Source organism: Pseudomonas sp. (genome assembly GCF_030690725.1).
Lineage (GTDB): Bacteria > Pseudomonadota > Gammaproteobacteria > Pseudomonadales > Pseudomonadaceae > Aquipseudomonas.
In genome coordinates this window covers 1-21,469 of sequence record NZ_JAUYGD010000029.1, presented here as the reverse complement: position 1 = coordinate 21,469, position 21,469 = coordinate 1, and the positions used below count along the sequence as shown (strand labels likewise).

Annotated in this window: 19 protein-coding genes; 5 read left to right on the top strand and 14 right to left on the bottom strand. The window is 60.4% G+C overall.

What is annotated here, in order from left to right; all coding sequences use genetic code 11:
* Positions 1-418 precede the first annotated feature (418 nt).
* The 7 genes from Q8O69_RS05285 to Q8O69_RS05255 form a co-directional block, all read right to left on the bottom strand.
* Complete coding sequence (locus Q8O69_RS05285) at positions 419-865, bottom strand: thioesterase family protein (protein WP_275962591.1); 447 nt, start codon at positions 863-865, stop codon at positions 419-421.
* An 81-nt stretch (positions 866-946) separates the two neighbouring features.
* Positions 947-2,791 carry a sulfatase-like hydrolase/transferase gene (locus Q8O69_RS05280; protein ID WP_305590152.1) on the bottom strand — a complete coding sequence of 615 codons (1,845 nt, stop codon included), beginning with the start codon at positions 2,789-2,791 and terminating at the stop codon, positions 947-949.
* An 81-nt stretch (positions 2,792-2,872) separates the two neighbouring features.
* Positions 2,873-3,562 (bottom strand): polysaccharide lyase family 7 protein, encoded by a 690-nt coding sequence (locus tag Q8O69_RS05275; RefSeq protein WP_305590150.1) that lies wholly within the window; start codon positions 3,560-3,562, stop codon positions 2,873-2,875.
* 139 nt (positions 3,563-3,701) lie between these two features.
* Positions 3,702-4,493 (bottom strand): ABC transporter ATP-binding protein, encoded by a 792-nt coding sequence (locus Q8O69_RS05270; RefSeq protein ID WP_304867738.1) that lies wholly within the window; start codon positions 4,491-4,493, stop codon positions 3,702-3,704.
* A gap of 39 nt (positions 4,494-4,532) precedes the next feature.
* Complete coding sequence (gene ntrB / locus Q8O69_RS05265; RefSeq protein WP_305590148.1) at positions 4,533-5,384, bottom strand: nitrate ABC transporter permease; 852 nt, start codon at positions 5,382-5,384, stop codon at positions 4,533-4,535.
* A gap of 14 nt (positions 5,385-5,398) precedes the next feature.
* Complete coding sequence (locus Q8O69_RS05260) at positions 5,399-6,682, bottom strand: CmpA/NrtA family ABC transporter substrate-binding protein (protein WP_305590146.1); 1,284 nt, start codon at positions 6,680-6,682, stop codon at positions 5,399-5,401.
* 447 nt (positions 6,683-7,129) lie between these two features.
* Complete coding sequence (locus Q8O69_RS05255; RefSeq protein WP_305590144.1) at positions 7,130-7,447, bottom strand: transcriptional regulator; 318 nt, start codon at positions 7,445-7,447, stop codon at positions 7,130-7,132.
* Between the two features lie 211 nt (positions 7,448-7,658).
* Here Q8O69_RS05255 and Q8O69_RS05250 point away from each other — a divergent pair, with 211 nt between their 5' ends.
* Entirely contained in the window at positions 7,659-8,051 is a 393-nt protein-coding gene (locus Q8O69_RS05250; protein ID WP_167144494.1) for a hypothetical protein, read from the top strand.
* Positions 8,052-8,087: 36 nt separating this feature from the next.
* Here Q8O69_RS05250 and alaC read toward each other — a convergent pair whose 3' ends face one another.
* From alaC to acnB, 4 genes are all read right to left on the bottom strand, one after another.
* Positions 8,088-9,314, bottom strand: coding sequence for an alanine transaminase (gene alaC / locus Q8O69_RS05245; protein WP_305590141.1), 1,227 nt, complete (start codon positions 9,312-9,314; stop codon positions 8,088-8,090).
* A gap of 208 nt (positions 9,315-9,522) precedes the next feature.
* Positions 9,523-10,101, bottom strand: a complete 579-nt coding sequence (locus Q8O69_RS05240) for an ANTAR domain-containing response regulator (protein WP_160014173.1) — start codon at positions 10,099-10,101, stop codon at positions 9,523-9,525.
* A 1-nt stretch (position 10,102) separates the two neighbouring features.
* Complete coding sequence (locus Q8O69_RS05235) at positions 10,103-11,299, bottom strand: CmpA/NrtA family ABC transporter substrate-binding protein (protein WP_305590139.1); 1,197 nt, start codon at positions 11,297-11,299, stop codon at positions 10,103-10,105.
* A gap of 216 nt (positions 11,300-11,515) precedes the next feature.
* The gene (acnB, locus tag Q8O69_RS05230) at positions 11,516-14,125 is read right to left on the bottom strand and encodes a bifunctional aconitate hydratase 2/2-methylisocitrate dehydratase (RefSeq protein WP_305590223.1); all 2,610 of its coding nucleotides are present in this window, start codon (positions 14,123-14,125) and stop codon (positions 11,516-11,518) included.
* A 406-nt stretch (positions 14,126-14,531) separates the two neighbouring features.
* Here acnB and Q8O69_RS05225 point away from each other — a divergent pair, with 406 nt between their 5' ends.
* Positions 14,532-15,008 carry a DUF1289 domain-containing protein gene (locus Q8O69_RS05225; protein ID WP_305590137.1) on the top strand — a complete coding sequence of 159 codons (477 nt, stop codon included), beginning with the start codon at positions 14,532-14,534 and terminating at the stop codon, positions 15,006-15,008.
* 63 nt (positions 15,009-15,071) lie between these two features.
* On the opposite strand, the gene Q8O69_RS05220 is transcribed toward Q8O69_RS05225, so the two are convergent.
* Complete coding sequence (locus Q8O69_RS05220) at positions 15,072-15,935, bottom strand: universal stress protein (protein ID WP_275962602.1); 864 nt, start codon at positions 15,933-15,935, stop codon at positions 15,072-15,074.
* Positions 15,936-16,184: 249 nt separating this feature from the next.
* On the opposite strand from Q8O69_RS05220, the gene Q8O69_RS05215 reads away from it, so the two are divergent.
* The gene (locus Q8O69_RS05215; protein WP_305590135.1) at positions 16,185-16,790 is read left to right on the top strand and encodes a tRNA-(ms[2]io[6]A)-hydroxylase; all 606 of its coding nucleotides are present in this window, start codon (positions 16,185-16,187) and stop codon (positions 16,788-16,790) included.
* A gap of 12 nt (positions 16,791-16,802) precedes the next feature.
* Here the strand turns inward: Q8O69_RS05215 and lpxH are convergent, their stop codons facing one another.
* Positions 16,803-17,522, bottom strand: a complete 720-nt coding sequence (gene lpxH / locus Q8O69_RS05210) for a UDP-2,3-diacylglucosamine diphosphatase (RefSeq protein WP_305590133.1) — start codon at positions 17,520-17,522, stop codon at positions 16,803-16,805.
* The gene (locus Q8O69_RS05205) at positions 17,519-18,013 is read right to left on the bottom strand and encodes a peptidylprolyl isomerase (RefSeq protein ID WP_304867762.1); all 495 of its coding nucleotides are present in this window, start codon (positions 18,011-18,013) and stop codon (positions 17,519-17,521) included. The genes lpxH and Q8O69_RS05205 overlap by 4 nt, the downstream gene beginning before the upstream one ends.
* 163 nt (positions 18,014-18,176) lie before the next feature.
* Here Q8O69_RS05205 and Q8O69_RS05200 point away from each other — a divergent pair, with 163 nt between their 5' ends.
* Both Q8O69_RS05200 and cysS read left to right on the top strand, forming a co-directional pair.
* Entirely contained in the window at positions 18,177-19,841 is a 1,665-nt protein-coding gene (locus tag Q8O69_RS05200) for a glutamine--tRNA ligase/YqeY domain fusion protein (RefSeq protein ID WP_305590131.1), read from the top strand.
* A gap of 66 nt (positions 19,842-19,907) precedes the next feature.
* Complete coding sequence (gene cysS, locus Q8O69_RS05195) at positions 19,908-21,290, top strand: cysteine--tRNA ligase (RefSeq protein ID WP_305590129.1); 1,383 nt, start codon at positions 19,908-19,910, stop codon at positions 21,288-21,290.
* Positions 21,291-21,469 lie beyond the last annotated feature (179 nt).

The window sequence follows — 21,469 nt, the reverse complement described above, 5'->3', positions numbered from 1 at the left end:
TGGCTTGCCCCTGAATAGGGCGCAGAAGCTGTTCCCGGTTCTGGCAAACCTGGTTGGGGAAGGGCAGGCCGCGATGGGCCTTGGTTCGAGTGCGTCAGCTGATACGCGTTAGCGCGCTGCAGCGTGATTCACTGGATGTGGCGTCGGCGGCGGTACTTGCAGCCTGAGTGGGTAAGGGAAGGGTAAGGAGGGCCAGAGCGAGTAGGTTGCTCAAGAGCCCGGCGTGGCGGACATGGCTGCGCGTGGTCGGCATAGCAATTCCCCTGCTTTTGTTGTTATGCCTAAGGCGTAGCAGAGGATGTGCCTGCTGTCATGCTAGCAGCCGAATAATTGCGCAATTAAGCTGCGATCCGGACGGATTGTCGCGATCAGGCGTGATCAAGCAGGCAATTGTCAGCTTTATGCCGTTAGGGCTAGGTTACTTACCGAGCCAGTTGACCTTGCTGAATTTGCCGCTGAAGGTCGCCGGCATCTGTACCACCTTGCCCAGCTTGTAGTTGAAGAATACGAAGCCGGACTTGGCCATGGCCACCAGCGCGCCGTCGGCCGGGCGGGTGATGCGGAAGGTGATATCGCCGCCGTAGGTGTTGAAGTCCATCACGCCGACCTCGAACAGCAACTGATCGCGGGCGTGGGCCTCGGCGCGGTAGGTGGTAGCGAGGTCGGTGACGATGATGCCGGTGCCGTCTTCCTGGGTTTCTTCGATGCCGAACTCAAACAGAAAACGCGCCCGCGCCTCGGAAATCATCGAGATCATCGAGTCGTTGCCCAGGTGGTTGGCGGCGTTGATATCGGTCACCCGCACGGTCAGGTGGGTGCTGTAGCAGAACTGGTCTTCGGGAAACTCAAGGGTCAGGCGGGCCATGGGCAAAATCGCAGTCGAGAAAGATTGTCAGTTTACCCACTAGAGTCGGTCGCCATCCATGGCTGTCTACACCCGCGCTAGTTAATGCGCGAGAAAGCGGCGAATGCCCTGCAGTTCGCTGCGTATCACTGGCATGGCCAGTGGTAATAGCCGCGAGGCATCGACAATCGGGCGGTCGTCGGCGTGGCTGGTTTGCATCGCGGTAAAGCTGCCGCTGGAAAATGGCAGTACCACCTTGTGCTGGCCGTCCATAAAGGCCAGGCGGTCCCAGTCGCCGGCAATCAGCATGCGTTTGGTGCTGGGTTTGAACAGGCTTTGACCGATGCTGTAGTCGCGCGGTGGGTTATTCACCCCAAGCAGCGGCAGCAGGGTTGGCAGCAGGTCGACATGGCTGGTCGGCAGCGCTTCGCGATGCGCCGCCTGGCCAGGCACCCAGAGCACCAGCGGGACCTTGATCTGCTCATCAACAAAGGTCGAGTTGTGGCCCCAACGGCCTTTTTCCATAAATTCTTCACCGTGGTCGCCGGTGATTACGATCAGCGTGTTGTCGAGCAGCCCCTTGGCTTGCAGATGCTCAGTGATGCGCGCTATCTGGCTGTCGAGGTGGTGCACCGAGTTGAGGTAGCGCTTGTAGATGCCCTGGATGTCTCGCTCAAGATCCATGCTGGCGTAGCTGAAGTCCGGCAGGTAGTCCGGCTCGATAACCGACTCGGGTGGGAACTCGTAATTGGCGTGGGGCGACTCGAAAAACATAAAGGTCATAAAGGGTTTGGCCGGCGCGCGCTGGTCAATGAACTGCAGCAGGTCATCGACATTCTTGCGGTCACGCTGCCAGCTGTGGCCCTGGTCAAAGGCCTGCATCTGCTCTGCGGGGACTTTGACGAACAGGGTTTTGTCGAACTCCGGGTAGCTGAATTTGGCACTGGTAAACAGCTTCATCTGGTACTGCTGCTGTTGCAGCACATCGATCAGCGGACTGCCCACCCGTGCGTCCAGCACAGGGAACCAGAGGTTGGCCGGCAGCCCGTAGAACTGGCTGAACATGCCGATGCGTGTGCCGTTGCCGCCGGAAAAGTGATTGTCGAAACGTTGCGCGCGCTCGGCGAATGCGCTGGTCTGCGGCATTACCCGCGGGTTGAGGCTATCCGCACGCCAGGACTCGGCCACCAACCAGACCACGTTCAATGGCTTGGCCGGCGGTTCAATACGCAAGGGCGCTTGCGGGTAGGCCAGCTGGCCTTTCAACGCGACATTTTCCACTTCCATACGCTGCGGGCGCTCCAGGCCCAGGCGTTTCTCGAGGAAACCGCGCATGGTCAGGGGCTGATAAAACGGCATGCGCTGGGCGGTTTCCAGCAGTGGGCTGTAGCCATAGAAATGGCTGAGCGCATAGCTGGTTCGCTCACCTACGGCCAGCAGGATAAACAGCGGCAGCACCCACAGCAGGCGCGGCACCGGCACGCCGCGTGCCTTGCGCAGCAGACCTGCGGCCAGCAGATAGAGCGCGCCTTGGCCGGCCACTGTGGCGAGGGCAATCAAGGCAAAGCCGCGCTCGCTGGATTCCGATGAGCCCAGTGCGGCAATACCGCCGGGGGTGGTGAGAATGTTCCAGACAAAACCGTTGAGGTGAAAGCCATAGAGCTTCCACAGCAGCATGTCGGCGTAGATCAGCAGTTGCAGCGCACTGGCCAGAGCGATCAGCAAAACGATGCGCGCCGCCCCCAGCCAGCGCCCGCAGAGCCGGCATAGCAGCCAGAACGGGCTGATAAACAACAAGGCGTAGCTGCTGATCAGCGCACCCTGATACACCCCCATGCCCAGTGATTCGGCCGGTTCGAAAAGCTGGCCGAGGTGAATGGCTACGGCCAGCCAGGTAAACAGCCAATACAACGCATCAACGCGGCGCGCGGGCGCAAAGGGGGGCATAGACAGTTCCTTATTAGAGATGCACGAAGCCTTGCAGCCTAATGCTGCTGGCTTAAGCGAGGCTTAACCTGGAGATGTGTTTTAACGGTGCAGGCTGTTAAGCCAGTAGAAGGTCACCCGCGCACCTTCGGTGCTGGGGCCGTAGTTGTCCTGAACGTAGGCGCCGGCTTTGAAGTAGAGCAGTTGCGTGCTCCAGTATCCGCTCAGTTGCTGGTAAAACGAACCATTATCACCATGGCTGCTGGTGACTTTGACGCCGAGCTTGCCATTTGGGGTGATGCGCAGCTCGTAGCTGAAGCGCTGATTCAGCTGGATATTCTCCGCCAGCAGAATGTTTTGTACGCCGCTGTCGCCCGGGCGCTTGCGCAGCAGCAGTTCGAGGCGGCCGACGCCGCGCAGATAGTGGTACTGCAATTTCAGCAGGGGGTCGTTGTTGCTGCCGGGTTCGTCCTTGCTGTGTACCTGGGCGATCACGATCTTGTTCTGGCTCGGCACCTGATTGACCGTCAACACCGCGCTCAGGTAGTTGTCGGCGCTGGCGTGATACCAGTTGCTCAGGCTGCCATCGGCCTGGGTCTCGCGCAGTTCACTGCGTGGGTAGCGGGCGTCGGCGGTGCGCGAGCCGTTGACCGGCACCCAGAAGGTCACGCTGTCGTCGGCGTTGCGGCGGAAATACTGGCTGCTGTAGCCGTTGTTCAGGCGGGCGGTGCTGATGGTGCTGGGCGCGGGCGCGCTGGGCACGGAGAGATTCCATGTGGTGAGGTCGAGCACAGGTGATCCTTAGAGAAGAGGGGCTGGCTCCTGTTCGGTGAATATCGCTGGGTGAAGTTCAATCAGCCTGATCGGCGGCTAAGCACCTTTACCCGTCGCGTCCGGCCAGAGCGGCGAACGCGACGGGCAAAACCGTGCCTTATGCAGCCGGGCGTTGCTGACGCTGGTAGAGAAACTCCAACACGGCAGTGCGGTAGGCGTGGTACTGCGGGTCATTGGCCAGGGCCAGGCGATCCCGTGGACGCGCCAGCTCGACCTTGACGATATCGCCCACGGTCGCCGCCGGGCCGTTGGTCATCATCACGATGCGATCAGACAGCAGCACGGCCTCATCGACATCATGGGTCACCATCACCACCGTGCTGTGGGTTTCGCCGACGATGCGCAGCAACTCGTCCTGCAGGTGCGCGCGGGTCAGAGCATCCAGCGCACCGAAAGGTTCGTCCATCAGCAGTACCTTGGGCTGCATGGCCAGGGCGCGGGCGATGCCGACGCGTTGTTTCATGCCACCGGAGATTTCATTGGGGTGCTTGTAGGTGGCGTGGCTCAGGCCAACCATGGCCAGCGCTGCTTCGGTGCGCTCCTTGAGCTGGGCCTTGCTTTCCTTGCCGGCGAAGACCTTTTCCACCGCCAGGTAGACGTTGCCGTAGCAGGTCATCCAGGGCAACAGGCTGTGGTTCTGGAACACCACGCCGCGCTCAGGACCAGGGCCATCGATCTCGCGGCCGTTGCAGATCAGGCCGCCTTCACTGGCCTCGAGCAGGCCGGCGATCAGGTTGAGCACGGTGGATTTGCCACAACCCGAGTGGCCGATCAGGGTGACGAACTCACCCTTGGCAATGCTCAGATTGACGTCGGTGAGGGCCTGGAAGCGGCCTTTCTTGGTGTCGAAATGCTTGCCGACCTGGGTCAGCTCCACGAATTTATCCATGTTGCGGCTCCTTAAACTGGCGTAATCAGCTGGCCTGCTTTAACTGGCGTAGTCGAAACGTTTGGCCAGCAGCAACAGCAGTTGCTCCAGAGCCAGGCCGACCAGGCCGACGATGATGATGGCGATCAGGATGTGTTCGACGTTGAGGTTGTTCCACTCATCCCACACCCAGAAGCCCAGGCCTGTGCCGCCTGTAAGCATCTCGGCGGCGACGATCACCAGCCAGGCCACGCCAATGGCCAGACGGATGCCGGTCATCAGGTGCGGCAGTACGGCGGGAAATAGAATGCGCGTGAGCACCTTGAACTCTGACAGCTTGAGCACCCGCGCCACGTTTAGGTAATCCTGCGGCACGCTGGCCACGCCAGCAGCGGTGTTGAGGATGATCGGCCAGATCGAGCTGATAAAGATCACCCAGATTGAGGCAGGACCAGCGGCTTCGAACACCAGCAGACCGATGGGCAGCCAGGCCAGCGGCGACACTGGGCGCAGCAGGCTAATAATCGGCGAGAGCATGCCGGCCAAGAAGGCAAAGCGGCCGATGGCAAAACCCAGCGGAATGCCCACCAGCCCTGCCAGGCCAAAGCCGATACCGACGCGGCCCAGCGAATGCAGGATGTTCCAGCCGATGCCCATGTCATTCGGGCCGTTGTCATAGAACGGGTTGGCAAACAGTTCCAGCGCCGCCGCCCAGGTACTGACTGGGCCAGGCAGACCCTCGCTCTTGGTCGCAATCAGCGCCCACACGCCGATAAACAGCAGGATGCCGAGCAATGGCGGCACAACCGCCTTGAGCAGGCTGGTCAGCGCCGCCACGCCTGGCAGAACCAGGCGTGGCGCTTTGCTGATCGGCGCAGCTAACGGCAATGGGGTTTTCAGTGGTGCGTTCATCACGAACCTCCCAATCAGGCTTTAATCGCAAAGGAGTTGGCGTAGGCAGCCGGGTCGGAGCCATTCCACACGTTGCCGTCGATCAGCGTGCTGCTACGCAGCGAGCTGGTCGGCACAGGGATGTTCAGCGCACTGGCGGCTTCCTTGAATAGCGCCACCTGGTTGACCCCGGCAGCTACAGCGGCGTAGTTCGGGTCTTCCTTGATCAGGCCCCAACGCTTGAACTGGGTCATAAACCACATGCCGTCGGAGTGATACGGGAAGTTCACCGTGCCGTTCTTGCAGAAGGCCATGGCGTGGTCGTCCTTCCAGCTGTTGCCCAGGCCGTCCTCGTAATGGCTGAGGAAGCGTGGCTCGATCACCTTGACCGGCGCATTGACGTAAGCCTTGCCGGAAATCAGCTTGGCCGTGCTCTTGCGGTTTTCCTCGCTGGCCTCGATAAACTGACTGGCTTCCAGCACGGCCATGATCAGTGCGCGGGCCGCGTTGGGGTATTGCTCGATAAAAGCGCGGGTGGTGCCGAGGACTTTTTCTGGGTGATCCGGCCAGATTTGCTGGGTAGTGACGGCGGTGAAGCCAATTTTGTCGGCAATCGCCCGCGCGCCCCAAGGCTCGCCGACGCAGAAGCCGTCCATATTGCCGACGCGCATATTGGCGACCATTTGCGGTGGCGGCACGACGATGGTTTTCACATCGCTCATCGGGTTGATGCCCAGGCTTGCCAACCAGTAATACAGCCACATGGCGTGGGTGCCGGTGGGGAAGGTCTGGGCGAAGGTCAGCGGATTACCGCCTTTTTTCACATGCTCGGCCAGTTGCGCACCGTTGGTAACGCCCGCTTCCTTGAGCTGTTTGGAGAGGGTGATGGCCTGGCCGTTCTGGTTCAGCCCCATCAGTACGGCCATATCCTTCTGCGGCCCGGCGATACCCAGCTGTGCGCCGTACATCATGCCGTACAGCACGTGGGCGGCATCCAGCTCGCCGGTATTCAGTTTGTCGCGCACACCGGCCCAGGAGGCTTCCTTGCTCGGGGTGATGGTCAGACCGTATTTCTCGCCAAAACCCTGGGTGGCGGCGACTACTACCGAGGCGCAGTCAGTCAGCGGGATAAAGCCGACTTTCAGCGTCGCTTTTTCTGGTGCATCGGAACCGGCGGCCCAAGCTACGCTACGCAGCGAGGCGGGTGCGCTAAGACCAAGGGCGGCGACACCGCCGACGGTGCCGGCGACGGCAATCGAGGTTTTCAGGAAATTACGGCGGCTGTGCAGGCTTGGGTGCTTCGAATCACGATCAGTCATAGGTCTGTCCTTTCTGGCCGATAAAACGGCTGAAACAAAAAACGGCGTACGCCAGGCCACCTCTAAGGAGGGGACCTGACGGACGCCGTTGTCCGTGATCCGCGGCTCACCGCCGTTGGTGGGCTGCGCAGGAATCTTGTGAGGACAATTGCAAGGGGCTTGCCAGTTTTGCTGCAGCACCACAGTTAGCCGCTGTCGTGGCGCGCTGAAGACGGCTCGAACGAGCCTTAGGTTGGCAGGCTTAAGCGCTATAAATCATAGGCTTAAGCGCAGTATTGAATGTTGACTTGAATAGGGCTTTCTTGGCGCCACGGTGCGCCATGCCGCAGATCAGCAGCGCTCTCAGCCAGCTTATTGAGCCAATGCTGTGCATGGCCGAACTGCAGTTGAGCGCTTTTGCTTCGCCTTGGTGCTGGGCGAGCCCAGGTGTTGGTGCGTGTCAGTGGCCTAGCGCGACAGCGTTTTGCCCTGGGCTTCCTCGACAAACTCCTTGAGCCAGCGCAGCACTTCCACCGCCTCCCAGCGCGAGGGGTCGAACATGGCATAGGCCTGGCCCTGGTAGCCAACCACATCTAGCTGGCGGTGATAACCGGCGCGCTGCAGCAGTGCCTCGATCTCAGCAAAACAGGTATTGAAGTGCACCCGGGAAAACGGCGTCTTGCCCTCGGTGACGATGCCTTCAAGTTGCAATTCATTGACGGTGGCCCGGACTTTGTCCAGGTGCATGCGGTTTACGCTGTGTTTCAGCTGCAGTACGTCGAGCATCTGGGTACTCCTGTTAACGCCTTGTATGGGCCCGATCTGCCGGGCGACATGGTTGGCTGGATGGCATGACCAAGGGTAATCGAAAAACACTGTACAAATAAACAGTATTCGATAATAGTAAGCCCAAGGCCCTAACCGGCACCTACTCGATCACTCGCGCCATCTGCCCGCAAAGCCAATGGCCACAGGCACTGCAGAGGAGTCACTAACAATGCAACAGATGCTGATGACAATTGTGCTGTTGGGTCTTTTGGCCGGTTGTGCGCAACCGCAGCTTGATCAACCGAGGGCCAATGGCACCTACCTGGTGATCGAGAACGGCCAGGCCTGGGCCGTGCTGGTATCCGACGGCAAGCGCGTAGAAGAGCAGGGCACGGTGGTGGATGTGATCAGGCTGCCCAGCGAGAGCTCTGCCGTGGCGGCCAGTTATGTGATCGAAACGGCCAACTGCGGCCGTGTGCAGTGGCTGAGCGAGCGCTCGGATGCGGCAGATGGCATGACCAACCTGATGTCGCTGCACAGCAATAATCAACTCGGGCAGAGCGGCTGCGTAATTACCGATGGTCTTACCCGGGTTTGGACGGTGCTGGATTACTCCGGTTGAAACGAAAGAGGGCACCCTAAGGTGCCCTCTGTTTGTTTACTCGTCGGCTTTGGCCTTCTTGCCGGGTAACAAGCCATCGGCGCGGAACATCGTCTTGATCCCGCGAATCGCCTGACGGGTGCGGTCCTGGTTTTCGATCAGGGCAAAACGCACATGATCATCACCGTAATCACCAAAGCCGATACCCGGGGAGACGCAGACCTTGGCTTCCAGCAGCAGCTTCTTGGCGAACTCCAGCGAACCGAGCTGGGCGTACTGCTCAGGAATCTTCGCCCAGACGTACATCGAGGCTTTCGGGTTTTCGACCATCCAGCCCAGCTCGTGCAGGCCTTTAACCAGCAGGTTGCGGCGCTGGCGGTATTGCTCGGCGATATCGCGCACGCATTGTTGATCACCTTCCAGTGCGGCAATTGCCGCCACCTGCAGCGGGGTGAAGGTGCCGTAGTCGTGATAGCTTTTGATCCGCGCCAGGGCGCTGACCAGCTCTTTGTTGCCGACCATAAAGCCGATGCGCCAGCCGGCCATGTTGTAGCTCTTCGACAAGGTGAAGAACTCCACGGCAATGTCCTTGGCGCCCGGCACCTGCATGATCGACGGGGCTTTCCAGCCGTCGTAGACGATATCGGCGTAGGCCAGGTCGTGAATCACCAGCACGTCATATTGCTTGGCCAGGGCCACCACGCGCTCGAAGAAATCCAGCTCCACGCACTGTGCGGTGGGGTTGGAGGGGAAGCCGAGGATCAACATCTTCGGCTTGGGGATCGATTCGCGAATCGCCCGCTCCAGCTCGGCGAAGAAGTCCACGCCGGGAATCAGCGGCACCGAACGTACCTGGGCGCCAGCGATTACCGCGCCGTAGATATGAATCGGGTAGCTGGGGTTGGGCACCAGCACGGTGTCGCCATGGTCCAGGGTGGCCAGCATCAGGTGCGCCAGGCCTTCCTTGGAGCCGATGGTGACGATGGCTTCGCTTTCCGGATCGATCTCGACCTCGTAACGGTCCTTGTACCAGCGCGAAATGGCCCGGCGCAGGCGCGGAATGCCGCGTGAGGTGGAGTAGCCGTGGGTGTCTTCGCGCTGGGCGACCTGCACCAGCTTCTCGACGATATGCGGCGGCGTGGGGCCATCCGGGTTGCCCATGCTGAAGTCGATGATGTCTTCGCCACGGCGACGCGCGGCCATCTTCAGTTCGGCGGTGATATTGAAAACGTAGGGGGGGAGTCGATCAATGCGCGCAAAGCGGCGCGAAGCTTGGTCAGCCATGCTTTCCTCGGATACGTAAGCGCCCGGAACCGTCCGAGCGACGTTGGCCAGTGCGCTGGCCAGGCGGCGAAGATAAGCGGGGCGCAGTGGTCCTGTCTAGAGCAGTTGCCGTGAAACTCGGCAGTACAGCCGTAGGTTGGTAGGTCGTAGCCCGGATGCAATCCGGGGGCGCAATCCCCGGATTGCATCCGGGCTACAGGCGCGGTGGTTAGCCGCCGAGCATGTCGTGCATGGCGATGATCTGCTCGGCCACCTGCGCCAGCTTCTGCTGGCGGCTCATGGCCTGACGGCGCATCAGGGTGTAGGCCTGTTCTTCGTCGCAGCTTTTCATCTTCATCAGCAGGCCCTTGGCCAGTTCGATGCGCTTGCGTTCGGCCAGCTGGGCATCGCGTGCCTGCAGCTGCGCGCGCAGCGCCTGATCGCTCTCGAAGCGGGCCATGGCCACGTCGAGAATCGGCTGCAGGCGCTGGGCGTGGATGCCCTCGACGATATAGGCGCTGACGCCGCTCTGAATCGCCTGGCGCATCACGCCGGGGTCGTGCTCGTCGGTGAACATGACAATCGGTCGTGGCTGGTCACGGCTGACCAGCACCACCTGTTCCATCACGTCGCGGCTCGGTGATTCGGTGTCGATCAGGATCACGTCAGGGCGTACCGCCTCGACCCGTTCCGGCAAGTCGATGGTCAATCCGGATTCGTCGATTACCTCGAAGCCGGCCTCGGTCAGGGCGGTTTTCAGGCGGCCGACCTTTTTGGCGGTGTCGTTAATCAGCAGGATGCGCAGCATGTTAGCGGCTCTCCTGTTGGGCGCTGAGGGGCGCATCGGCCAGGGCCTGCAGGGCAAAGCTGCGTGCGTAGCCGGCCGGGTCGCTGCCATCCCAGACCTGGCCATCAAGCAACTGACTGCTGCGCATCTCGCCGGGTACGTCGATTCCGAGGGCTTCGGCAGCCTGGCGGTAGAGGTCGAGTTGTTGCACCTGGCGAGCGATGGCCAGATAGTCGGGGTCGTCACGCAGCAGCCCCCAGCGGCGGAACTGGGTCATAAACCACATGCCGTCGGACAGGTAGGGCTGGTTGACTGCGCCGCCAGCGTGGAAGCGCAGCGGATGGGCGTCCTGCCAGGCGTGGCCGAGGCCGTCCTGGTACTGGCCGAGGAAACGCGGCTGGATCGCCGACAGCGGTGCATCGACATACTCGCTGCCGCTAAGCAGTTGCGCCGTGCTGCGCTGGTTTTCTTCGCTTTCATCAATAAACCGGCTGGCTTCCAGCACCGCCATAATTAGGGCGCGGGCGCTGTTGGGGTGCTGTTCGGCAAATTCACGGGTACAACCCAGGACTTTTTCCGGGTGGTCGGGCCAGATCGCCTGGCTGGTGGTCAGGGTGCAGCCCATCTGTTCATCCACTGCCTGGGCGCTCCAGGGCTCGCCGACGCAGAAGCCGTCGATACGCCGGGCCTTGAGGTGCGCGAGCATCTGCGGTGGCGGTACGACAACGCTTTCGACATCGCTCAGCGGGTGAATGCCCTGGCTGGCCAGCCAGTAATTCAGCCACATGGCGTGGGTGCCGGTGGGGAAGGTCTGGGCGAAGGTCAGTTTTGCGCCAGACTGGTGCGCGCGTTGCGCTAATGCGCTGCCAGTGCTCACGCCCGCTGCTTGCAAGGCGGGCGACAGGTTGATGCTCTGGCCGTTCTGGTTAAGGCCCATCAGCACCGCCATATCGGTGGCTGGCGCACCGCCCAGGCCCAGCTGCACGCCATAAATCAGCCCGTAGAGGTTGTGGGCTGCATCCAGCTCGCCGCTCAGCAGTTTGTCGCGCAAGGTGGCCCAGGAGGCCTGGCGCTGCAGGTTGAGGGTCAGGCCATGCTTCTCGGCGAAGCCCTGGGTGGCGGCCACGATGACCGATGCGGCGTCTGTGAGGGCCATAAAGCCGATATTCAGTACCGGTTTTTCCGGTGTATCGCTGCGGCTGATGTCGTGCTCATTCATGGTGCGTTTCCTGTGCCCACACAAAAAGGTGCCGTACCAAACGCCGACTTCAGTCTGCGATCAGAACGACACCATTGTCTATTTCAGCCATTTCCGCCGTTGGAAAGGCCTAATGGCGTAAGCCAAAGCAAGGCATATGCCATCTGTCCTGCGAGCTACTACGGCGGAAAAGAAAAAGCCCCGCACTAGGCGGGGCTTTCTTGTTGCGGGTAACGCTTAGACCTGAATAGCAGGGATCTGGGCGTTTGCAGCTGCTTCACGGAACTCAGCGATCTGGTCGAAACTCAGGTAGCGGTAGACGTCCGCTGCCATGGTGTCGATTTTCTTCGCGTAGACCATGTATTCCTCAACAGTCGGCAGTTTGCCGGTGATGGCTGCAACAGCCGCCAACTCGGCCGAGGCCAGGTAGACGTTGGCACCATCGCCCAAACGGTTGGGGAAGTTACGGGTGGAGGTCGAAACCACGGTGGAGTTCGCCTCAACGCGTGCCTGGTTACCCATGCACAGCGAGCAGCCCGGCATTTCCATGCGCGCGCCGGCTTTGCCGTAGATGCCGTAGTAGCCTTCTTCGGTCAGCTGATGCTGGTCCATCTTGGTCGGCGGCGACAGCCACAGACGAGTCGGCAGGGTGCCTTCGACTTTTTCCAGCAACTTACCAGCCGCGCGGAAGTGACCGATGTTGGTCATGCACGAACCGATAAACACTTCGTCGATCTTCTCGCCCTGAACGGAGGACAGCAGACGGGCATCGTCCGGGTCGTTCGGTGCGCAGAGAACCGGCTCGTTGATGTCGGCCAGGTCGATTTCGATGATTTCGGCGTACTCGGCGTCCTTGTCGGCTTCCATCAGCTTCGGATCGGCCAACCAGGCTTCCATCGCTTGAGCGCGACGTTCCATGGTGCGCGCATCGCCGTAGCCTTCGCTGATCATCCAGCGCAGCAGGGTGATGTTCGAACGCAGGTACTCGGCAATCGCCTTTTCCGGCAGCTTGATGGTGCAACCAGCGGCGGAACGCTCGGCAGAGGCGTCGGACAGCTCGAAAGCCTGTTCAACGGTCAGCTCGTCCAGACCTTCGATCTCGAGGATGCGGCCGGAGAAGATGTTCTTCTTGCCTTTCTTCTCGACGGTCAGCAGACCTTTCTGGATGGCTACGTAAGGGATGGCATGCACCAGGTCACGCAGGGTGATGCCTGGCTGCAGTTTGCCCTTGAAGCGCACCAGTACCGACTCCGGCATGTCCAGCGGCATTACGCCAGTGGCAGCGGCGAAGGCAACCAGGCCAGAACCAGCCGGGAAGGAGATGCCGATTGGGAAGCGGGTGTGCGAGTCACCACCGGTACCGACGGTGTCCGGCAGCAGCATACGGTTCAGCCAGCTGTGGATGATGCCGTCGCCAGGACGCAGGGACACGCCGCCACGGGTGCGGATGAAATCCGGCAGGGTGTGGTGGGTGGTGACGTCGATTGGCTTCGGATAGGCAGCGGTGTGGCAGAACGACTGCATGACCAGGTCAGCGGAGAAGCCCAGGCAAGCCAGGTCTTTCAGCTCGTCGCGGGTCATCGGGCCAGTAGTGTCCTGGGAGCCGACGGTAGTCATCTTCGGTTCGCAGTAGGTGCCAGGACGTACGCCTTTGCCTTCCGGCAGGCCGCACGCCTTGCCGACCATCTTCTGCGCCAGGGTGAAACCCTTGGTGCTGGCAGCAGGTGGCTCAGGCAGCTTGAACAGATCGGTTGGGCCCAGGCCCAGTTCGGCGCGTGCTTTCTCGGTCAGACCGCGACCGATGATCAGCGGGATACGGCCGCCAGCGCGGACTTCGTCGAGCAGTACTGGCGTCTTCATTTCGAAGGTGGTCAGTACTTCGTCGGTGCCGTGCTTGCAGACTTTGCCAGCATGCGGGTACAGGTCGATCACGTCGCCCATGTGCATGTTGGAAACGTCGAATTCGATTGGCAGGGCGCCGGCATCTTCCATGGTGTTGTAGAAGATCGGAGCAATCTTGCTGCCGAAGCAGAAACCACCAGCGCGCTTGTTCGGCACGTTAGGGATGTCGTCGCCGAAGAACCACAGCACCGAGTTGGTGGCGGACTTACGCGAGGAACCGGTACCGACTACGTCGCCGACGTAGGCAATCGGGAAACCTTGGCCGCGCATGGCTTCGATCTGCTTCATCGGGCCGGTTACGCCTTGCTCGTCCGGCACGATGCCGTCGCGGGCCATTTTCAGCATGGCCAGGGCGTGCAGCGGGATATCCGGACGCGACCAGGCGTCTGGAGCCGGGGACAGGTCGTCGGTGTTGGTTTCGCCGGTCACCTTGAACACGCGCAGGCTGATCTTGTCGGCCAGAGTCGGGCGGTTCTTGAACCACTCGCCGTCAGCCCAGGATTGCAGTACGCCTTTGGCGTGAACGTTGCCGTTCTTGGCTTTTTCAGCGACGTCGTGGAAGGCGTCGAACATCAACAGGGTGTGCTTCAGTTGCTCGGCAGTCACGGCAGCCAGTTCGCTGTCGTCGAGCAGCTCAACCAGCGTGGCGATGTTGTAGCCGCCCTGCATGGTGCCGAGCAGTTCAACAGCGTGTTGCTTGCTGATCAGTGGGGAAGTGACTTCGCCTTTGGCAAGGGCAGAGAGGAAACCGGCCTTGACGTAGGCGGCTTCGTCGACGCCTGGCGGCACGCGGTTGGTAATCAGGTCGAGAAGAAAAGCTTCTTCGCCGGTGGGCGGGGTTTTCAGCAGCTCGATCAGGCCTGCGGTTTGTTCGGCGTTCAGCGGCTGGGGCACGATACCCTGAGCGGCACGCTCTGCTACATGTTTGCGATAGGCTTCAAGCACAGTTATTACCCTCATCAGTGGTCCCAAAGGGTTGTCCGGGACGCGATCCAGAAAGCAACAAACCAGGCGCTTCGTGGCTTTATGGGCCGCTCAGCCGAGGTTTTGCTGTTTTCTTGCAGAAGCTGTTTTCAAAGTTTTACGCCGGCAGGACGGGCTGGATGAGGGCTGGTGCAGACACTTGAAGGGTGGTTCAAGGGTCGGCACCAACATCGAACCTGCAGGATTGACTGTGCTCGTGACGCTTTGAAAACAGCTTCCAACGGACGTTGCTGCCTCTAAAAGGCCGGCCGATTCTACTGGAAAGCTTTGAAAAAGTTAAGCCAAAGGCCCTGTTTATCTGGGGGTGATCTGCCTTAGACAAAGGGCTAAGATGCCAGCCTGTCCGCCAGTACCCATGCCTTTCGTTATGTCCAACCAACGTATCAAAACCCCTTGTGTCGGCCTGTGCTCCACGGTTTACGGCGATTTGGTCTGCCGTGGCTGCAAGCGCTTCCACCATGAGGTTATCAACTGGAACGGCTATAACGACGAGGAAAAACGCGCCGTATGGCTGCGCCTGGAGGTGCTGTTGGTGCAGGTGATGGCGGCCAAGTTGGAAGTTTTCGATGCTGATCGTCTGCGGATGCAGCTGGAACAGCGCAAGATCCGCTTTGTGCCGCAGCAGTCGCCGTATTGCTGGGCCTATCAGTTGATTGCCCGTGGTGCGCGGGTGATCAGCCAGCTGAATGCCTATGGCATGGTGCTGTTGCCGGAGTTTCGCGAGTGGAACCTGCCGGAGTTGCGCGATGCGATTGATCGCGAGTTCTTTCTGCTGTCCGAAGCGCACTACGAGCGCTATATCGCGCCGCGCTTTCTGCTTGAAGGGCTTGAGATAAGAGTCTGAAGCCATCTTGCAAATGAAAAAGCCGCCTATTCCAGGCGGCTTTTTTGTTGCGCGGCAGGCGGGTTAGCGCTGGGCGACCAGTTCTTCCAGGTGGGCGATGATGTCATCCGGCTTGAGTACCAGAATGTCGCTTTCCAGCGAGTCGAGAATCACCTCGGCGGTATTGCCGATCAGCGCGCCAGAAATCCCGGTGCGCGCCACGGTGCCGATCACCGTCACGCCAGCGTTGAGCCGGTGCGCAGCCTGAGGGATCAGCACGTCGGCCGGGCCTTCGGCGATATGCAGGCGTTCATCGCTGATCTCGTATTCAGCCTGGAAGGCCTTGCATTGCTCGCGGTAGCGCGCCTCGATGGTTTCCTTGAGCTGGAAGGTTGGGTCGGCGGCCGAGAGCATCGGCGCCGGGTGAGCGCTGATCACATGCAGCTCGGCTTTGGCCAGGGCGGCAATATCAAAGCCATGGCTGACGATACTGGTGTGCAGGGTGCGGTGCTCGCTGTCTGCATTGCCGACATCGACCGCCGCGAGGATGGCGGTGCCCGCCCAGGATTTTTCGGTTTTTACCATCAGCACCGGGGCTGGGCAGTAGCGCAGCAGTTTCCAGTCATCGGGGGTGAGCAGGGCTTTTTTCAGTGGGTTGTCGGGGAAGTGTTGCTTGACCACCAGGCCGCAGCCTTCGGCTTGCTGCACATTGATGATGGTCTGGTGTTGATTTTCATCCCAGGCCTGCTGGCTGGAGGTGCTGAACCCTTCGCTGTTGAGCAAGCCGGTAAGGTCGCGCAGGTAGCCGGTGTGATCACTTTTCCTGTCGCAGACCAGCAGGTGCAGGTGCGATTGGGTGACGCCGGCAATCAGTTTGGCGCGTTTGAGGGCCAGGTCTTCCGTGTGATTGGGCTCCATCACCACCAGAATGCTGCGAATAGCTTGCATGATCATCTCCATGTGCAGTCGGTTGTACTGTTTATCACTATAGATCGCTGCCACTGGCTTGGTGCTTGACCGGCGTCAATCGAGTGGCTGTTCGCGTGTTCATTCGTATAATGGCGGCCCTGCAGCCGCAGCACTCAAGCCCGCCCATTTTTGTGAATTTATGTATCTGTTAGCCGCAACCGATGATCTGCTGCGTTGTTTTGCCCCTTGTCTGTTGGCATGTCACCGTCTTGTAACGGAGACGCGCCGATGAGCCTGCCGGAAATTCACGAGTTTCTCGGCTGCCGCACGCCGGATGCCTGGATCACCGCAGCCCTGGCTGACCAACAGACCCTGCTGATTGACCACAAGAACTGCGAATTCAAGGCCGCCAGCACAGCCCTGAGCCTAATGGCCAAGTACAGCACCTATGTCGACCTGCTCAACGCCATGTCGCGTCTGGCCCGTGAGGAGCTGGTGCACCATGAGCAGGTGCTGCGCATCATGAAACGCCGCAAGATCGGCCTGCGCCCGGTGTCGGCGGCGCGCTACGCCTCGGGCCTGCGCAAGGTGGTGCGTACCCACGAGCCGCACAAACTGGTGGATACCCTGGTGGTCGGTGCGTTTATCGAGGCGCGCAGCTGCGAGCGATTCGAGGCCTTGGTGCCGCATCTGGATGAAGAACTGGGCAAGTTCTACTTCGGTTTGCTGAAAAGCGAGGCGCGGCATTTTCAGAACTACCTGAAGCTGGCCTATCAGTACGGCGATGAACGCGACGTAAACCAGGCTATCGAACGGGTGAAAGCGGCGGAGCAGGAGTTGATCGAGTCGCCAGATACCGAGATGCGCTTTCATAGCGGTGTGCCACCGCTTTGAGCTTCTGCTCGCCTAAAGAGTAAAGGGAGCCTGGTTAAAACCCTGTCTGTCGACCTGCAATGCCCAGCCCTGCTTATCCCAGTCGCCCAGCACGATGCGCTGCGCGGGCTCGCCGTTGACCTGCAGTTGATGAGTGGCGGGGCGATGGGTGTGGCCGTGAATCAGTGTCCGCACAGCGTGTTCGGCCATGACGCGCGGTACTTCATCCGGGGTGACGTCGACTATCTCGCTGGCTTTCATCCGCGTTTGCGTGCGGCTTTCATTGCGCAGCTTGCGCGCCAGCTTTTGCCGGGTGCTCAGCGGCAGGTTGCGCAGGATAAACAGCGACAGCGGGTTGCGTAGCCAGCGGCGCAGCTTCATATAGCCGATGTCCTGGGTACACATGCTGTCGCCGTGCATCAGCAGCACGCGCTGGCCATTCAGTTCGATCACGCTAGGGTCGGGAAGCAGGGTACAGCCGGCTTCGCGGCAGAAGGCCTTGCCGAGTAGGAAGTCGCGATTGCCATGCATCAGGTAGATGCGTGTGCCGCGCTCACTGAGTTGGCGCAGGGCTTGGGCAATCGAACGTTGAAAGGGGCTGATGGCGTCGTCGCCGATCCACACTTCGAAGAAGTCTCCCAAGATATACAGCGCCTGGGCCTGAACCGCGCGGGTTTCGAGAAAATGCAGAAACGCCCGGCTGATGTCCGGGCGCTCCTGTTCAAGATGCAGGTCGGAGATCAGTAGGATCACTCAACGATCTCGGCACGCTCGATGATCACATCATCAACCGGTACATCCTGGTGGCCGGATTTGCTGGTGGTCGCAACGGCCTTGATGGCGTTGACCACGTCCATGCCTTCAACCACTTCACCAAACACCGCATAGCCCCAGCCTTGTACGGTCGGCGCGCTGTGGTTGAGGAAGCTGTTGTCGCCCACGTTGATAAAGAACTGCGCGGAGGCCGAATGCGGCTCCATGGTACGGGCCATGGCCACGGTACCGATCTTGTTGGCTACGCCGTTGTTGGCTTCGTTCTTGATCGGGGCGCGGGTGGTTTTCTGCTTCATGCCCGGCTCGAAACCGCCGCCCTGGATCATGAAGTTGCTGATCACGCGGTGGAAAACGGTGTTGTCGTAATGACCTTCTTGGACGTACTGCTTGAAGTTGGCCACGGTTTCCGGGGCTTTGTCTTCGAACAGGTTGAGGGTGATAACGCCGTGGTTGGTGTGCAGCTTGATCATGTAGGTAATCGCTCTGTCGATAAATCCGTGAGCCGCTGAATTTCCAGCAAAGGGCATTGCAGCGGTTCTTGGGCCTGTCAGGGGGTTGACAGCTTCGGCTATGATAAGCGCTTTGTTTTAGTCGGCCTACCCTACGCCGCGCACCTGCATGATCAAGGACCCCATGAGCAAGCCAGAAACTGTCGCCGCCGCTAACTTTCTTCGTCCCATCGTCCAGGCCGATCTGGATGCCGGCAAGCACGCGAAAATCATCACCCGTTTTCCGCCGGAGCCCAATGGCTACCTGCATATTGGCCACGCCAAGTCGATCTGCCTGAACTTCGGCCTGGCCAAGGAGTTTGGTGGCGAGTGCAACCTGCGCTTCGATGACACCAACCCGGCCAAGGAAGACCAGGAATATATCGACGCGATCAAGAGCGACGTGCAGTGGCTGGGCTTTCAGTGGGCTGGCGAGGAGCGTTACGCCTCCAACTACTTCGACCAACTGCATGCCTGGGCTATCGAGCTGATCAAGGCGGGCAAGGCCTTTGTCTGCGACCTCAACGCCGAAGAAATGCGTGCCTACCGTGGCAATCTGACCGAGCCGGGCAAGAACAGCCCGTTCCGTGAGCGCAGCGTCGAGGAAAACCTTGATCTGTTTGCCCGCATGAAAGCCGGTGAATTCGCTGATGGCGCCCGTTCGCTGCGCGCGAAGATCGACATGACCTCGCCGAACATCAACCTGCGCGACCCGATTCTGTACCGCATTCGCCATGCTCATCACCACCAGACCGGCGACAAGTGGTGCATCTACCCGAGCTATGACTTTACCCACGGTCAGTCGGATGCCATCGAAGGCATCACCCACTCGATCTGCACCCTGGAGTTCGAAGACCACCGTCCGCTGTACGAGTGGTTCCTGGCGCAACTGCCAGTGCCGGCGCAGCCGCGTCAGTACGAGTTCGCTCGTCTGAACCTCAACTACACCATCACCAGCAAGCGCAAGCTCAAGCAGTTGGTCGACGAAAACCACGTCAATGGTTGGGACGACCCGCGCATGTCGACCCTGTCGGGCTTCCGTCGTCGTGGCTACACGCCGGCGTCGATCCGCACCTTCTGCGACATGATTGGCGTCAACCGCGCCGGCGGCGTGGTTGATATGGGCATGCTCGAGTTCGCCATCCGTGATGACCTGGATGCCAATGCGGGCCGCGCCATGTGCGTGCTCAAGCCGCTGAAAGTGGTGATCACCAATTACCCGGAAGGCAAGACCGAGAATCTGGAACTGCCGCGCCATCCCAAGCAGGATATGGGCGTGCGTGTATTGCCGTTCAGTCGCGAGATCTATATCGACGCCGGTGACTTCGAAGAAACCCCGCCGGACGGCTTCAAACGCCTGATCCCTGGTGGCGAAGCGCGCCTGCGCGGCAGCTACGTGATTCGCGCCGATGAAGCGATCAAGGATGCCGACGGCAATATCGTCGAACTGCGCTGCAGCTACGACGAAAACACCCTGGGCAAGAACCCTGAAGGCCGTAAGGTCAAAGGCGTGATTCACTGGGTGCCGGCCGCTGAAAGCGTTGAGTGTGAAGTGCGCCTGTACGACCGCCTGTTCCGCTCGGCCAACCCGGAGAAGGACGAAGAGGGCGGCAGCTTCCTCGACAATATCAACCCGGATTCGCTGGTAGTGCTCAAGGGCTGTCGCGCCGAGCCATCCTTGGCCGAAGCCGCACCGGAAGAGCGCTTCCAGTTCGAGCGCGAAGGCTACTTCTGCGCCGACATCAAGGACAGCAAGCCGGGTGCGCCCGTCTTCAACCGTACCGTAACGCTGCGCGATTCCTGGGCTTAATTAATCAAGCCGAACGCGTTATAGACCGGGCCAGCCCTCTGGCCCGTGGTTTTCCAAGGAACCCCGATGCTCTCGATCTACAACACGCTGACCAAAAGCAAAGACGTCTTCAAACCGCTGGTGGGGAACCATGTGCGCATGTATGTGTGCGGCATGACGGTTTACGACTTCTGTCATATCGGTCATGCGCGGGTGATGGTGGCGTTCGATGTGGTGACTCGCTGGCTGCGCCATCGCGGCTATGACGTGACCTACGTACGCAATATCACCGACATCGACGACAAGATCATCAAGCGCGCCAATGACAACGGCGAGCCGTTTGAAGCGCTGGTCGAGCGCATGATCGCGGCCATGCACGAAGACGAAGCGCGTCTGAATGTCCTGCGTCCGGATCAGGAACCACGTGCCACCGGGCATATCGCCGGCATGCACGAGATGATCCAGACCCTGATCGACAAAGGCTTTGCCTACGCGCCTGGCAATGGCGACGTGTACTACCGGGTCGGCAAGTTTGTCGGTTACGGCAAACTGTCGCGCAAGAAGATCGAAGACCTGAAGATTGGCGCGCGCATCGAGGTCGACGAAGCCAAGCAGGACCCGCTGGATTTCGTTTTGTGGAAGGGGGCCAAGCCGGGGGAGCCGAGTTGGGAATCGCCTTGGGGCGCGGGCCGTCCAGGCTGGCATATCGAGTGCTCGGTGATGTCGACCTGCTGCCTGGGCGAGACCTTCGACATCCATGGCGGCGGGCCGGATCTGGTGTTCCCGCACCATGAAAACGAGATCGCGCAGAGCGAAGCCGCCACCGGCAAGCTCTACGCCAATGCCTGGATGCACGCTGGCGCGGTGCGCGTGGACGGCGAGAAGATGTCCAAATCCCTGGGCAACTTCTTCACCATTCGCGAAGTGCTGGAGAAGTATCACCCGGAAGTGGTGCGTTACCTGCTGGTGTCCAGCCACTACCGCAGCCCGATCAACTACTCCGAAGACAGCCTGCGCGAAGCCAAAGGCGCTCTGGAGCGCTTCTATAACGCGCTCAAAGGCCTGCCGGCGGCTGCGCCTGTTGGTGGCGAGGCATTTGTCGAGCGTTTTGCGGCGGCCATGGATGACGATTTCAACTCGCCGGAAGCCTGCGCCGTATTGTTCGAGCTGGCCCGCGAGATCAACCGCCTGCGTGAAACTGAACTGCAGGCCGCTGCCGGGCTGGCGGCACGCTTGAAGGAGCTGGCTGGGGTGCTGGGTGTGTTGCAGCTTGAGCCGGAAGCTTTCCTGCAGGCCGGTGCGGCCGGCAAGGTGGATGCTGCCGAGGTTGAAGCACTGATCGCCGCGCGTCTGCAGGCCCGCGTCGAGAAGAACTGGGGCGAGTCCGACCGCATCCGCGATCAGCTCACCGCCATGGGTGTGGTGCTGGAAGATGGCAAGGGTGGCACTACCTGGCGTTTGGCTGACTAGCTGTGTTGCTGGAATGAAAAGGCCGCTTTCGAGCGTAATGCTGTTCACATAAGAAAAATGCCGCTTCGCCCTTGCCAGGGAAGCGGCATTTCTTTGTGCTCACCACCGTAGGATGGGTGCTAACCCATCAATTGGCTGATGGGTTAGCACCCATCCTACGGCCTGAACCACTGCCAAAG